Genomic DNA, 12525 nt, shown 5'->3' on the forward strand with positions numbered 1-12525 from the left:
CGGACAGATCATGAAAATCGGTACGCTGCTGACCACCGCCATCGTCTCGCTCTCGACAGTCGGCGGCGGCCTCGCCGTCTACGTCGCCGTGACGAAGTACCAGACGATGGACAGGATCGCCGAAGCGCAGGGACGACTCGCGATCGTCCGCGCCGCCAGCGACATCCCGCGCTACCTCAACCCCGAGCGCGGCTTCGCCACCAACATCCTCTACGGGCCCGCGACGGTCGATCCGGCGCAGCTCACCGAGCACGACAAGCTGCGCAAGCAGACCGACGGCGCCCGCGACCGGATGAACGCGCTGCGCAAGGAGCTGCCTGGCCCGTTCGACGACGGCGCCACCATCGGCAGCAACATCGACGCGATCAATTCGAAATTCACCGCGCTCCGCGAGGCCATCGACAAGGCGATCGCAGGACCTGCGGATGCCCGCAAGGACGCCGCCAAAAAGGTCGTCGCCGACAATGCCGTGCTCAATGCCGGCGTCACCGCGCTGCTCAACGAACAGGTCCGCCGCATGGCGATCCTCAATGGGGACGCCTACCGCCAGTCCAACTACGCCAACATCGCCATGACGCTGCGCGACGTCGGCGGCCTCAATTCCAGCGTGCACAAGAATCTCGTCGGCGCGAAGAAAGTGGCCAATGACGCCGAGAAGGCCGACATGGCCCGCATGCAGGGCCGCAACGACCAGATCGTGATGTCGCTGATGGAATTGCGTGGCAATGCGGCAACTCCGGCCAACGTCGCCGCGGCGCTGGAGACGATGAACGCGAACTATGTCGAGGAATTCGGCCGCGAGATGAAGCTCGTCAAGGACGGCGCCGTCAGCGGCAAATACGAGCACGATGTCGAGACCTTCTACGTGGCGTCCCAGAAGGGCCTCGGGTCCATCATCGGCGTCCGCGACGCCTTCTACGACAACGCCGAGCAGATCCTCGCCGGCGCTTCCTCCGCGGCGCGCACCAGCTTCACCATTGCGCTGGCCGGCCTCCTCGCCGTGCTGATCGCCAGCGCCGGCCTGATCGTGATGGTCCGCCGCCGCGTCTGCGCTCCGATCGTCAGCCTGACGACGCGGATGTCGCGGCTCGCCGACGGCGACGTTGCTGACGAGATTCCCGGCGCCGAGCGTTCCGACGAGATCGGTGCGATGGCCTCCGCCGTCCAGGTGTTCAAGGACAACATGATCCGGGCCGACCGGCTCGCAGCCGAGAAGCAGGCCGAGAACGACGGCAAGATGCGCCGCGCCCAGGCGCTCGACGGGCTCACCCGCGCATTCGAAGCCAAGGTCACCGAGCTCGTCGGCGGCCTCTCCCGCGCCTCCTCCACCATGGAAAGCACGGCGCAATCGATGACCTCGACGGCGGCCCAGACCAACAGCCAGGCCGCGGTCGTCGCCGCCGCCTCGCAGCAGACCTCGACCAACGTGCAGACGGTCGCGAGCGCGACCGAAGAGCTGACCTCCTCGATCTCCGAGATCGGCCGTCAGGTGGCACAAAGCACTGAGATCGCGGCCCGCGCCGTCGACAACGCCCGCCGCACCGGCGACACCGCGCGCGCGCTCGCCGAGGGTGCCCAGAAGATCGGCGACGTCGTCACGCTGATCCAGAGCATTGCCGAGCAGACCAATCTGCTGGCGCTCAACGCGACCATCGAAGCCGCCCGCGCCGGCGACGCCGGCCGCGGCTTTGCGGTTGTCGCATCCGAGGTGAAGTCGCTGGCGGGCCAGACCGCCAAGGCCACCACCGAAATCTCCGAGCAGATCACCGCGATCCAGTCCGCAAGCGACGAGACCGTGAACGCGATCCGCAACGTCGCCGACGTCATCGCCGAGATCGACCAGATCGGCACCGCGATTGCGGCTGCGATCGAGGAACAGGGTTCGGCGACCCGGGAGATCTCCCGCAGCGTCCAGGAAGCCGCGCGCGGCACCCAGGAGGTCAACAGCAACATATCGGGCGTGCAGCGTGCCGCCGACGACACCGGTGCAGCCGCAAGGGAAGTGCTGGGCGCGGCCGAGCAGCTCTCGACCCAGTCGCGCGATCTCGCCGGCCAGTTCGACCGCTTCCTCGGCGAGGTCAGGGCCGCCTAAGAGCGGCCGGCGGCATCAGGCCGCTCTTGTCACGATCCGCCTGCGTCCCAGGTCAATGAATGGCACTTCGACGAAGCGACACATCAGCCAGGCCGCCGGCGTCGTGATCAGCAACGCTGCCAGGAACAGGACCGCTGCGCGGATGACCGGATCCAGCTCGACCGGCAGCAGACGAGTCGCGATCGCAAGCCCGATCATGTGCAGCAGATAGAAGCTGTACGATATTCGTCCAAAGAACCGGGCGATATCGAGATCCAGCGGCCGCAGTGCGACGAGCTTGCCGGGGCTGAAGGCGGCAAGCCAAATCAGAACGGACGCGCAGAGCGTTTCAAACGCGATCGTTACGGCGGTCTGCTTGCGAACCGCCACTATGACCAGGACAACAAGAGCGATGGCAGCGATCGTCGCTGCCCAAGGTGGTTGCGATCCCCTGGTCAGCGTGGTCCGGCTTGATTGTACAAGCAAGCCCACGACGAACGCGTAGAGCGGCGCAAGATTGGTGAAGCCGCCCAGCAAGTGAACATAGGGTCCCCAGAACGCAATTGCGAAGAGAAAGGCGACCAGGAGCCACACCGGGGTCGTGCCATGACGCCTCAGCAGAGCGTGGGATATCAGGATCACCGGAACTGCGACGCACTCCACGGTCAGGGACCACATCACGCCGTTGATGTCGCTCTTGATGAGGAGCGCATTGAGGACGACGTTGAACGGGTCGAACGAGGGCAGAAAGCCGATATAGAAGCCGAAGGTTTGATAGGCTAGCGTCAGCAGGAGCACCGTCGCGACAGCGGCAGGGAGCAGCCTGAACAGGCGGTGACGCACGAAGGTGACCGGATCGGGATCTCGATCCAGCGATCGCGCGAGAAGGAAGCCGCTGAGCACGAAGAAGACGACGACCGGCGCCATTCCGGTCGCGACCATGTCCTAAGACAGCATGCAGGCGTGAAACGCAAGCACCGACAGGGCCGCATAGCCACGCATGGCCTCAAGTCGCGGCAGAAACGCCGAATTCTCACGCAATTCCATTGGGCTGAATGGTTGGCGCGGCAGATCGCTGACGGCAACCGCCCCCCTGCGCGGAACAGCATACGGCATCAGTAAGGCGGCGCCTTGCGCGCCCGCTGCGCCTTGGCGGCCTCGATCCACCACAGCAGGTCGTCGGCAAAGCGCGGGAACGAGCGCTCCAGTGCCTTGCCGCCCTCGCCGATCGGCTCGCTCTCGGCCGACAGCGTCTGCGCGATCGGGCCGACGCCGATGGTGCTCGACACCACGACCATGCCCATCTCCGACAGCGTGCCATGCCAGGCGGTGGAGGCGCGTGCGCCGGACAATCGGCCGGCGGAGTAGCTCACGATCGCAGCCGGGCGCCAGAACCACTCTTCCAGGAAGTGATCGGTGAGGTTCTTCAGGCCGGGCTGGATGCCCCAATTGTATTCGCCGGTGACGAAGACAAAACCGTCGGCGCCGCGGATCTGCCCCGCCAGCTTCTCGAGCGCCTCGGGTGCTGCCCCCTTGGGATATTCCTTGTACATGCGATCGAGCATCGGCAGGCCGATCGCCTTGGCGTCGATGAACTCGACCTCCTCGCCGCGCTGGCGCAGGCGATCGATGACGAAATTCGCAAGGCGGACGCCCATGCGGTCGGAACGGTAGGAGCCGTAGAGGACGAGGATGCGAGTACTCATGGCCGGCACGCTAGCACGAAACAGCGATACGGCCTCAACCGATTTGCCGCGCTACCGTTGCCGTCCGAGCTCCAGCGTTTGCGACGGCGTCTCGCCGAACTGGTCGCGATAGCTTCTGGAGAAGTCGCTGAGATGCCAGAAGCCGAACGCCAGTGCGACGGCCTTGACGCTATCGGCACCGGCGAGCAGGCGCTGGCGCACCAGCCACAACCGGCGCAGGCGCAAATAGCGATGCAGGCTCATGCCGCGATAGCGGCGGACGACGTCGTGCAGGGTGCGGACGGACAGGTTGAGCTTGCGCGCAATCTCCTCGCTGTAGATCGGCTGCGAGAGGTCGTCGGACAGAAGCGCGCGGATCTCCCGGAAGATCCTGAAGTTGCGCTCGTCATTGGGACGCAGGGTCCATCGCGCGGCAACGACGCTTTCGAATGCGTCGTCGACGGCGCCAAGCAGGGACTCCTTCATGGCTGCAGCCTTCAGCTGCACGTCCGCGGCTCCGATCGGCTCCGACGCGGCAGCCAGCACCTCCCGGACCAGGCTGCGCAGCCGGTTCAGGCTCGCGGCCGTCGTTTCAAATATCTTGAAGCTGGATGTCGCGTGCGGCCAGCCGCGATCCGTCACCTCCGGCCTGAACACCACCGAGGCAATTTGCCGCTCCACCTCCTCGATGGTGGTGTAGGCGGCGCCGCCGATGCCGATCACGATGACAGGTCGTGCCCGCTGCGAGCCGTTGAAGCGGATGGGCACGTTGAGCTCATCCATCGTGAATCCGATGGCGGTGCAATTCTCGACGAGCTGCGCGTCGACGACGCGGGGAAACGCCCGCGTGAAATTCACGTCGCAACCGGGCAGCGACAGGATGGTCTGCTCGGCCGAAATCCTCCGTACGAAGGGCGTGAACTCGAAATTCAGGCCTCGTATGGCATTCCGAAATTCGTCGACGTCGGAGAAGCGAAATACCCTGGGCGCAATACTGTTCATGGCAATGTGAAACGTCGCGTCGTAACCAACGCGCGTCCGGCGGCGATGCCGGCCCGAGTTTCCCCCTTTCGGTTGTCCCGTTCGACCGAAAGAATCATCCTAATTCGTCTCGTTCAGTTGGCGAGGGTCCCGTTCAAAGGACAAGTCGCCGCATCGAGTCTCGCCGAATTTCGATAGCGTTTCCAGCGCCGCCAGCGGTGCGCTGATACCCCGTCGATCAAGTTCTAAATTTCAAATTAACGCCTGTCAGGCGGAATGAAGGTCATTGGATAGTCGCGATTTTTTTGAGTCAGGCCCCTGCCATGATGGCAAATTTGCCTGCTGATATTCTGGTTGAGCTGGAACAGGCGGTCGCTACGTGCCCGCCGGACCGCTGTGCACGCATCCTATCCGGCATTGTGCAGTTGCTCACCGGTAGCCGCGATCGACCTCAGGAATTGCTCGCCGGCGTGGTTGACGGCGTTCTGCTGCGATTGACGGAACGCGTCGAGGCCAAGTCGCTCGTCCAACTCAGCACGGCGCTTGCCGAGCTCAAGGTGGCCCCGCCCGAGGCATTGCAGCGCCTTGCCTCGCACGACGACCCTGACGTGGCCTGTCCAGTCCTCCTCAAATCGCAGGCAGTCTCCGCCACCGATCTCGCGACGATCGCGGCCTCGTGCGGCGAGCGGCATCAACGCGCGATCGCCGCGCGCAACTCGATCGAGCCTGAAGTGGCCGAGGCGCTGATCAAACGCGGCGGCCCGATCTGCCTTGCGCTGATCAAGAACCCGGGAACCCAATTCTCCGAGGCAGCTTACACCGCGCTGATCGCCAGGGCCGATCCGGACGGCGAGATTGCCAAGGCGCTGGTGCTGCGGCCCGGTACGCCCGACCTGGTCGTCCGGAAGCTGCTCTCCCAGAAGGCGCCGGCCCCGAAGGCGCCGGCCAAGGCCAACGCATCCACCATTCCGCCCGCACAACACGCCGCGCCGGTTCCGCCCAAGCTGCCCTGCCCGGCCGACTATGCGAGCGCGAGGCCGGAGATCGTCGCCCTCAGCCGCGTCGGCAAGCTCAACGATTCCACCGTCAACCGCTTCACGATCCGCGGCGAGACGGCCAATCTGTTCACGGCGCTCTCGGTGCTCTCGGGCGCTCCGATCGAGATCGTCGAGCATGTCATGACCGATGACGATTGCGAGGGCCTCGTCATGGCCTGCCGGGCCGCACGGCTGAACTGGGCCACTACGCTTGCGATCCTGAGCAACCGCAGCGGCTCACGGCTCTCCTTCGTCGAGCGCGAACGGGCGCAGCAGATTTTCGAAACGCTTCTCTTGTCGACCAGCCAATGGACAGTGCGCTGGGGGGAAATTGCAGCGAGTGCCAACCCAAGCGATGCGGGACATCGCGGCACAAAAATGGGGGTTAACCGATGAGGTTCGACGGTCGAAAGGCGCTTCGCGTACGGATGGATCACAAGCAGGCCGTCAATCTGATGGGCTCCGACGGCACCTGGCGACGTAGTTGCTTCCTGCTCGACGTGTCGCAAAGTGGCGCCAAGATCGAGGTCGAAGGGACGCTCGACGTGCTCCAGGCCAAGGAATTCTTCATGCTGCTGTCATCGACGGGGCTTGCCTACCGGCGGTGCGAATTGGTGTGGATCGACGGCACCATGGCCGGCGTGCACTTCATCACCGCTGACGGCAAGAAGAAGCCGGCGAGCGCAAAGGCGGCCGCCGCGCCAAACTCCACGCCGAGCAAATAGGCTCCAGAATTCATCGAGCTCATTCAACGTCATCATAGTCCGGTCCGCCGTGCAGAGTGCCCGAACCATATCCAGCCCCGCCAAAAACGACGGCGGCGTCCGAATGACGGAAGCGATTCGCCCGTTTGTGCATGTGCTGGCCGATTCGTCCGACAAACTGGCGGGCGTCTGCTCGGCCCTCGAACGGCAATTTACCGTCGCCGGCGAACGACTCGATGCGGAAGCCAAGCTGTCACAAGTGCCATTCGCGGTCGTCGTTCGCGCGGAGCTGCGTGACGTCGGCACCATCGCGGCCATCAAGAAGCGCGCCGGCAAGCTGGCGAAAGCCACGAAGCGCATCTTCCTCGTCGAGCACTCGTCTCACGTCGGCATCTCGCAGGCCTACGCACTCGGCGCCACCCTCGTTCTTCCTGGGGCTCTCAACAAGAGCAAGCTGCTGGCAGCGCTGGCTGACCCGGCCGAACCGGCCTCTGCTGGCTCAAGTGACGCAGCGCAACCGGACAACGCCGTCGAAGCCGCGGCGACCGCCATCGCGTCGATGTTCACGGCCGTCACGCTCGGCGAGCCCCTCGACGTCGACGGCACGAAGGAAGCGGGCCGCAGGATCGCCGACCGCATCACCGAGCACGGCCTGTCCGAATGGCTTGCCACGGTGCGGCGTCACCATGAGGGAACCTACCAGCATTGCCTGCTCGTGACCGGCGTGGCGATCGACTTCGGGCTCAGCCTCGGCGTCGGGCGAACCGATCTCGAGCGGCTGTATTCCGCGGCCATGTTCCACGACATCGGCAAGGCGCAGATTCCGCTTGCGATCCTCGACAAGCCCGGCCGCCTCGACACCGACGAACGCGCCATGATCGAGAAGCATCCGGCAGCGGGTTACGAGTTTCTGAAGGATCACGAGAAAATCTCGCCCGAGATTCTCGACGCCGTGCGGCATCATCACGAATATCTCGACGGGAGCGGTTATCCCGACGCGCTGTGCGGCGAGAGCATCAATGACATCGTCCGCATTCTGACGATCTCGGACATCTTCGCCGCGCTGATCGAACACCGGCACTACAAGCCGACAATGCCCCGCACCGAGGCCTACAACATTCTTTGCGGGATGACCGGAAAACTCGAGAAGGCGCTCGTAACCTCGTTCAAGGAGGTTGCGCTCACGCGATGACCGCGCAGGCTGGGCGATCCCGCAGCGAGGACCTCGTCACGAACCGCGCTTAGTGCGTGGCCCGGTATTTGGCGCGGTGCGGAATCGACCGGGAGGCCAGTCCTTCCGCAAGCAGCTTCATGTCCTCGCGTCTGCCACTCCGGATCAGCTTGCCGAGCTCATCGGGTGTGAAGGGCAGATTTGGATCATCATCAATCGGATACCGCTGTCGCGGACCGAAGAACCGTCGAACCAGGCTAGCCAGCCGCCGCATGTCGATTCCCTCGCGCCAGCAACAAACCTTTCACTCCGCGTATTGTTCCTCCCGCGCGATCGAGATTGCAAGAGGCCACCAACGGCTCAGCATCAAAAAAATCGACGAGAGAATAATCTCCTCTCCTCCACCTCAGCCGGCTCTCCGCGTTAGTCGGCTCGCAGCGTCAGCCGGCTGTGCGCATCAGTGACTTCCCGCACTAGTCGGCAAAGCCGACATAACGCACGAAATCGTCGTTGCCCTCGCGATCGGAGCGCACGGCGTTCGCGGCGAAGCTGTCGTCGGGATACCCCATCGCCACACATGTCATGATGACTTCGTCTTCCGGAATCTTCGCGACCTCGCGCACGATGTCGGAGCGCATGATGCCCTGCCCGTTGATCACCGAACCGAGACCGCGGTCCCAGGCCGCGAGCACGATGCCGTAGCAGAGCGCACCGAGATCGAAATGGCAGACCGCGCCGGGATCCAGCACGCGGTCATAGGTCAGCACCAGCGAGACCGGCGCGTCGAACTGGCGGAAGCCGCGCAGCACCCAGTCCTGCCGCATCGGCTTGTCGTCGCGCTCGATCCCCATCGCGCCGAACAGCTTCTTGGCGATGTCGACCTGCCGGGTGCGATGAATGCCCTGGTATTCGCCATGGCTGATGATATCGCGCTTGACCTTGGCGCCGCCGACCATCTCCTCCATGTTGCGGCGGCGCAACTCTTCAAGCGGAGGGCCTGTGAGCACATGCACATGCCAGGGCTGGGTGTTCATCGACGACGGCGCGCGCTTGGCGCTCTCGATGATCGCCTCGATCACCGCGCGCGGCACCGGCTGCTGCTTGAAACCGCGCACGCTGCGGCGCGACTGGACCAGCGTTTCGAATTCCAACTCTTGACCTCCCTGACCGTTCATTCCGCGGCATTGCAATTGTAACGCGTAACCGGTTGCCGATGCGGTACGCCAAATCTATGCTACCCCGCAAGCAAGACCAAGAACCCAGCGAGGACCTGCAAATGCCCGCACCGCTCGATCCCGTCATCGCCCAGATCATTCCGCTGCTGCCGCTGCGCGATCCCACCACGATGACGCCACAGAGCGCGCGCGATGCCTTGCGCGCACTGGCTGCCTCGCGTGCGGATGTGCCGCCGCCCCCCGTCGACACGGTGCAGGATATCAAGGTGAAAGGCGGCGCCGGGCCGCTCGATGCACGTGTCTATCGCGTCGGCCCCAATCCTGCGCCAACCGTAGTCTTCTTCCACGGCGGCGGCTGGGTCGCGGGCGATCTCGAAACCCACGACCGGCAGGCGCGCAATCTCGCGATCGAAACCGGCGCGGTCGTCGTCTCCGTCGATTATCGGCGCCCGCCGGAAACGCGCTTTCCCGGCGCCTTCGAGGACGCGTTCGCCGCTGCGAGTGACATCTTCAACCGCGTCGCGGAATTTGGCGGCGATGCAAAGCGTCTCGGCGTTGCCGGCGACAGCGCCGGCGGCAATCTCGCAGCCGCCACCGCGATCGCCTGCCGCGACGCCGGCATCACGCTCGCGGCGCAACTGCTGGTCTATCCCGTGACCGACGTCGTCGGGGGCTACGCGGATGCGCGCGAGAACGCGCCCTATCCGTCACGTACCGAGAATGCCGACGGCTATTTTCTGACACGCGCGACGATGGAATGGTTTTGTGGCCACTATCTCGCCGATCCCAAGGGTGCCGCCGACTGGCGGGTCTCGCCGCTCCGCGCCGCTTCGCTCAAAGGGCTCGCGCCCGCGATCGTGACCACCGCATGGTTCGATCCGTTGCGCGACGAAGGCACGGCCTATGCACGGGCGCTGGAGGCCGCCGGCGTCCGCGTCAAGCACCATGAGGGCCCCGGCCTGATCCACGGCTATTTCGGCCTTGGCGATGCTTCCGCGGCCGCGAAGGCCGAGGCGCAACGCGCACGGGCCGATTTCAAGACACTGCTCGCGCGCGGAATCTGAACCGCAGATGAATGGAAAAATCCGCGACATCGGTCGTGGCGCGCATCGATCCTGCTTGATTGCGCCACGATTCGCGGCTCCAATCCGCTCGGTAATTTTGTCCTAGGGAGACACCCATGATGAAGCGGATTTTTCTCGCAGCGATCGTCGCCACCTTTGCAGCGGGCTCGGCCTTCGCGGAGGACACCTGCGAGAGCAAGGCGGTCGGCAAGGACGGCAAGGCACTCGCCGGCGCCGCCAAGACCTCGTTCATGAAGAAGTGCAAGGCCGACGCTTGCACGCCCAAGGCCGTCAGCGCCGACGGCAAGCCGCTTGCCGGTGCCGCCAAGAACAGCTTCATGAAGAAGTGCGAAGTCGGCGCCTGATCGCTGCTGGTTCGCCACTGCTGCACGGACACTCTGCAACTCCGTCGTGCCCGGGCCTGTCCCGGGCATCCACATATGTGTGTCCGTGCGGCACAGATCAGATGGCCGGGCCAAGTCGAAAGCACGAACGTCCTCTGGTAACATCGTCGTCAAGCCGTTCGAATTAACCACCAATTCGATCCAATTTTAATAAGACAACAACGCTGCTTGTTAGCGTGAGCCGCACAGATCAACGTGCGGGAATTGCCGTTTTCCGGATATCGGCGGGACCGGGAAAGTGACTTCGTCGAGTGCGATCGTCTTTCATTGGGAGCATCTCGCCATGATCGAACGTCGTGCAATGAAGCGCATACCGATCAACCGGGCCGCGCGGCTATCGTTTGGTGAAATTCACGGGACTCATCCGTGCTTGGTGCGCGATATCAACGCCTTGGGTGCCCGCATTTCCACGCCGTACTACATATTTGCCGACGAGTTTGTGTTGTCGTTCGACGGCCATTCCGGAATTTTCTACTGCCGCGTCGTATGGAAAAAGGAGACGCTCTGCGGCGTTTTATTCCTCCTGCGTCGTCGCTCGCCAAAAGCAGCGAACGATTCCGGCGCGCCCGCAAATGTGGTGCGACTTGATCGCCGGCTCGTGTGCCGCGGCGGGGTCTTTAGCCCGGAAGTATCGACCTGACTCCTCGCCCGCGCGGGTGCATATTGCAGCGGTAGGGCGTCGCGAGGTGACCGAATGAAACGCCGCAATTTTGTCGCGCTTCTCGGCGCTGCGGTGACCGTCATGCCCCTCGCGGCCCACGCGCAGCAACCCGCGGTGCCGCGGGTTGGCTATGTCTGGGGTGGCGTTCGCGGGACGGACTTGTACTACCAGACCGGCTTCCGTCAGGGACTTGCGGACCTGGGATATGTCGTGGGGCGCAACCTGCTGCTCGCGCAACGTGCAACGTCCACGGTGCCGATCGTCTGCATGAGCGGAGATCCGGTCAGAGCCGGTCTTGTGGCAAGCCTTGCCCGACCAGGCGGCAATATCACCGGGCTGTCGCAGCTCTCGGGCGAATACGGTGTCAAGTGGGTGGAACTGCTGAAGGAGGCGGCACCGAAAGTGCGCCGTGTCGCAGTGTTGTGGAATCCTGACAATCCGACGACCGCCAACCAAGTCGAACTCATGCAGAAAGCGGCGCCCGGTCTCGGTATCGAGCTGACGGCTCTCTCGATACGGCGCGCGGACATCGACAACAGCTTCGCCGCGCTTGGGGAGAGAGGCTTCGATGGTCTCGTCGTCACCGACGATCCATCGCTGATACCCCTTGTTCCCCGCCTGATCGAGTTCACTGCAGAGCGGCGCTTGCCGGCGATCTATCCATTCCGCGACTCGGCTCAGAGAGGAGGACTGATGTCGTACTCGGCCAACCTTTTCAAACTATGGCAACGCGCTGCAAGCTATGTTGATCGCATTCTGAAAGGGGCCCGTCCGGCGGAGCTTCCCGTCCAGCAGACGACGGATGTGACCCTGAATATCAACCTCAAGACCGCCAAGGCCCTCGGTCTCGACATTCCCATGACGCTGTCCGCCCGAGCCGACGAGGTGATCGAATAGCAACGGAAATGCTGCGCGCGAAAATTGCGCTTGGGAGACTGTCGCCGGGCGCATCAGTACGGGGTTGATGAACGCAAGCGGCCGCCTGATAGCCTCGCCTGCGGTCGCTGCCAATACGGGTTGTCCACGCACATCGCGGAAAGTCCGATCGCCGACGCTCGGCACTGATCCCATGACGTATAAGCGCATTCGAAATAGGTGCTGCCTCCCCACTCCCATCTCTGAAGGCAGACGGGGTGGCTGGGATCGTAAGTTTGGGCTGTAGCCGAGGCGATCGCCAGGATCGCCGCACCGCCCAGGATTAGCCAACGGAGCATCCACATCGCCGTCTCCTCCAAATGGATCATCCAAGCTTTCCGGTTCGACCGCCGCTCATGTGGAGACAGGAGATGCCTTGCGACGCTTCATAGCTCCTGCGTCGTCGCTCGACGAAAGCGGGGAACGATTCCGTCGCGCCCATATCGGCACCTCAGCGCTCGCCCCGGGCCGGCGGACATAACTCATCCGATAAGGGGCCCAGAGCCTTGCTCGGAAAGACCCTGCAGCCGCCATCCTGCAATATCACTGGTCTTTCCGCATTGCTCGCAATTCAGGTGAGAGCATCCCCTAGCTCGTCCCCGCTGAACGTTCTCGCGGGAGGCTTCACATCCGCAGCGCGGGCAAGCTAGCGCCGCG

Annotated in this window: 13 protein-coding genes; 8 read left to right on the forward strand and 5 right to left on the reverse strand. The window is 63.9% G+C overall.

Translation table 11 applies throughout. The features are described 5' to 3' along the window. The first annotated feature begins 10 nt into the window (after positions 1–10). Positions 11–2092: a methyl-accepting chemotaxis protein gene (locus tag ACVJ5M_RS27385; protein WP_283018699.1), complete on the forward strand. Its 2082-nt coding sequence runs from the start codon at positions 11–13 to the stop codon at positions 2090–2092. Between the two features lie 15 nt (positions 2093–2107). Here the strand turns inward: ACVJ5M_RS27385 and ACVJ5M_RS27390 are convergent, their stop codons facing one another. From ACVJ5M_RS27390 to ACVJ5M_RS27400, 3 genes are all read right to left on the reverse strand, one after another. Beyond that, positions 2108–3013 (reverse strand): acyltransferase family protein, encoded by a 906-nt coding sequence (locus ACVJ5M_RS27390; protein ID WP_456679429.1) that lies wholly within the window; start codon positions 3011–3013, stop codon positions 2108–2110. Between the two features lie 173 nt (positions 3014–3186). Beyond that, a complete protein-coding gene (locus ACVJ5M_RS27395; RefSeq protein WP_283018697.1) occupies positions 3187–3777 on the reverse strand; it encodes an NADPH-dependent FMN reductase in 591 nt (196 codons plus the stop codon). A 51-nt stretch (positions 3778–3828) separates the two neighbouring features. After that, the gene (locus ACVJ5M_RS27400; protein WP_283018696.1) at positions 3829–4758 is read right to left on the reverse strand and encodes an AraC family transcriptional regulator; all 930 of its coding nucleotides are present in this window, start codon (positions 4756–4758) and stop codon (positions 3829–3831) included. Positions 4759–5060: 302 nt separating this feature from the next. Between ACVJ5M_RS27400 and ACVJ5M_RS27405 the strand changes: the two genes are divergently transcribed. The 3 genes from ACVJ5M_RS27405 to ACVJ5M_RS27415 are packed head-to-tail and all read left to right on the forward strand — an operon-like array spanning position 5061 to position 7670. Further along, positions 5061–6170: a DUF2336 domain-containing protein gene (locus ACVJ5M_RS27405; RefSeq protein WP_283018695.1), complete on the forward strand. Its 1110-nt coding sequence runs from the start codon at positions 5061–5063 to the stop codon at positions 6168–6170. Beyond that, positions 6167–6499 carry a PilZ domain-containing protein gene (locus tag ACVJ5M_RS27410; RefSeq protein ID WP_028152715.1) on the forward strand — a complete coding sequence of 111 codons (333 nt, stop codon included), beginning with the start codon at positions 6167–6169 and terminating at the stop codon, positions 6497–6499. Before ACVJ5M_RS27405 ends, ACVJ5M_RS27410 begins: the two co-directional genes overlap by 4 nt. Positions 6500–6548: 49 nt before the next feature. After that, positions 6549–7670 carry an HD-GYP domain-containing protein gene (locus ACVJ5M_RS27415; protein ID WP_283018694.1) on the forward strand — a complete coding sequence of 374 codons (1122 nt, stop codon included), beginning with the start codon at positions 6549–6551 and terminating at the stop codon, positions 7668–7670. A 452-nt stretch (positions 7671–8122) separates the two neighbouring features. Here the strand turns inward: ACVJ5M_RS27415 and ACVJ5M_RS27420 are convergent, their stop codons facing one another. Further along, positions 8123–8800: a nitroreductase gene (locus tag ACVJ5M_RS27420; RefSeq protein WP_063986407.1), complete on the reverse strand. Its 678-nt coding sequence runs from the start codon at positions 8798–8800 to the stop codon at positions 8123–8125. Positions 8801–8925: 125 nt separating this feature from the next. On the opposite strand from ACVJ5M_RS27420, the gene ACVJ5M_RS27425 reads away from it, so the two are divergent. The 4 genes from ACVJ5M_RS27425 to ACVJ5M_RS27440 all read left to right on the forward strand — a co-directional run bounded on the left by ACVJ5M_RS27425 (position 8926) and on the right by ACVJ5M_RS27440 (position 11850). Continuing rightward, entirely contained in the window at positions 8926–9888 is a 963-nt protein-coding gene (locus ACVJ5M_RS27425; RefSeq protein ID WP_063986408.1) for an alpha/beta hydrolase, read from the forward strand. Between the two features lie 116 nt (positions 9889–10004). Next, positions 10005–10253 carry a hypothetical protein gene (locus ACVJ5M_RS27430; RefSeq protein ID WP_063983609.1) on the forward strand — a complete coding sequence of 83 codons (249 nt, stop codon included), beginning with the start codon at positions 10005–10007 and terminating at the stop codon, positions 10251–10253. A 322-nt stretch (positions 10254–10575) separates the two neighbouring features. Continuing rightward, positions 10576–10932: a PilZ domain-containing protein gene (locus tag ACVJ5M_RS27435; protein WP_063986409.1), complete on the forward strand. Its 357-nt coding sequence runs from the start codon at positions 10576–10578 to the stop codon at positions 10930–10932. Between the two features lie 54 nt (positions 10933–10986). Then, entirely contained in the window at positions 10987–11850 is an 864-nt protein-coding gene (locus ACVJ5M_RS27440) for an ABC transporter substrate-binding protein (RefSeq protein WP_283018693.1), read from the forward strand. 53 nt (positions 11851–11903) lie between these two features. On the opposite strand, the gene ACVJ5M_RS27445 is transcribed toward ACVJ5M_RS27440, so the two are convergent. Then, positions 11904–12197, reverse strand: coding sequence for a DUF3551 domain-containing protein (locus tag ACVJ5M_RS27445; protein WP_354098162.1), 294 nt, complete (start codon positions 12195–12197; stop codon positions 11904–11906). Positions 12198–12525: the final 328 nt, after the last annotated feature.

The organism is Bradyrhizobium sp. S3.7.6 (assembly GCF_054061875.1).

What these genes read in the sequence shown, in the direction of transcription:
- ACVJ5M_RS27410 (WP_028152715.1), top strand. Translation starts at nt 6,167, where the DNA reads ATGAGGTTCGACGGTCGAAAGGCGCTTCGCGTACGGATGGATCACAAG.
- ACVJ5M_RS27440 (WP_283018693.1), top strand. Translation starts at nt 10,987, where the DNA reads ATGAAACGCCGCAATTTTGTCGCGCTTCTCGGCGCTGCGGTGACCGTC.
- ACVJ5M_RS27405 (WP_283018695.1), top strand. Translation starts at nt 5,061, where the DNA reads ATGATGGCAAATTTGCCTGCTGATATTCTGGTTGAGCTGGAACAGGCG.
- ACVJ5M_RS27435 (WP_063986409.1), top strand. Translation starts at nt 10,576, where the DNA reads ATGATCGAACGTCGTGCAATGAAGCGCATACCGATCAACCGGGCCGCG.
- ACVJ5M_RS27425 (WP_063986408.1), top strand. Translation starts at nt 8,926, where the DNA reads ATGCCCGCACCGCTCGATCCCGTCATCGCCCAGATCATTCCGCTGCTG.
- ACVJ5M_RS27390 (WP_456679429.1), bottom strand. Translation starts at nt 3,013, where the DNA reads ATGGTCGCGACCGGAATGGCGCCGGTCGTCGTCTTCTTCGTGCTCAGC.
- ACVJ5M_RS27430 (WP_063983609.1), top strand. Translation starts at nt 10,005, where the DNA reads ATGATGAAGCGGATTTTTCTCGCAGCGATCGTCGCCACCTTTGCAGCG.
- ACVJ5M_RS27400 (WP_283018696.1), bottom strand. Translation starts at nt 4,758, where the DNA reads ATGAACAGTATTGCGCCCAGGGTATTTCGCTTCTCCGACGTCGACGAA.
- ACVJ5M_RS27445 (WP_354098162.1), bottom strand. Translation starts at nt 12,197, where the DNA reads ATGATCCATTTGGAGGAGACGGCGATGTGGATGCTCCGTTGGCTAATC.
- ACVJ5M_RS27385 (WP_283018699.1), top strand. Translation starts at nt 11, where the DNA reads ATGAAAATCGGTACGCTGCTGACCACCGCCATCGTCTCGCTCTCGACA.
- ACVJ5M_RS27395 (WP_283018697.1), bottom strand. Translation starts at nt 3,777, where the DNA reads ATGAGTACTCGCATCCTCGTCCTCTACGGCTCCTACCGTTCCGACCGC.